General features: G+C 39.7%; 1 protein-coding gene. It reads left to right on the top strand.

Annotated elements, in window-relative coordinates; translation table 11 throughout:
- Positions 1–13: 13 nt before the first annotated feature.
- On the top strand, positions 14–691 hold a 678-nt coding region (locus WKS98_RS09945; protein ID WP_498918951.1), incomplete at its 3' end, for a phage tail tape measure protein.

Here is a 691-nt window from a genome sequence, read left to right as displayed (position 1 = left end):
AGGAGGTGAGATATTGGCAAATAGAATAAAAGGGATAACTGTTGAGATTGGTGGGGACACTACCAAATTACAGACAGCTTTAAAACAAGTTAATACAGAGATTAAACATACTCAGTCTGAACTTCGTGATGTCAATAAACTTCTTAAACTTGATCCTGGAAACACAGAACTTATCTCCCAAAAGTATAAGCTATTAGGACAGACCTTAGAAGAAACAAAGAACAAATTAACCTCTTTAAAAGAGGCACAAAAACAAGCTGAACAGGCTCTTGCAGAAGGAAAGATTTCTCAAGAGCAATATGATGCCCTTAAACGAGAGATTATTGAAACAGAACAAGCTCTTAAATCTTTAGAAAGGCAAGGGGCAACCACTAATCAAACTCTGCAAAACATAGCTATTACTGGAGAAAAATGGCAAAACACAGGGCAAAATATAGAAAACGTGGGAAGAAAAATGATGCCAGTATCTCTTGCAGTAGCAGGTCTTGGAGTAGCGGCTGTAAAGACTGCATCAGATTTTGATTCTGGAATGTCAAAGGTAAAAGCAGTATCTGGTGCAACAGGGTCCGACTTTGATGCCCTAAGGGAAAAGGCTCGTGAAATGGGGGCCAAGACCAAGTTCTCAGCATCTGAAGCGGCAGAGGCTATGAACTACATGGCTATGGCTGGTTGGAAAAGTAAAGATATGATT

This window comes from Lagierella sp. ICN-221743 (assembly GCF_037890055.1).
Taxonomy (GTDB): domain Bacteria; phylum Bacillota; class Clostridia; order Tissierellales; family Peptoniphilaceae; genus Mediannikoviicoccus.
The sequence above is the reverse complement of the archived record's forward strand: the minus strand, read 5'-3'. Positions and strand labels throughout refer to the sequence as shown.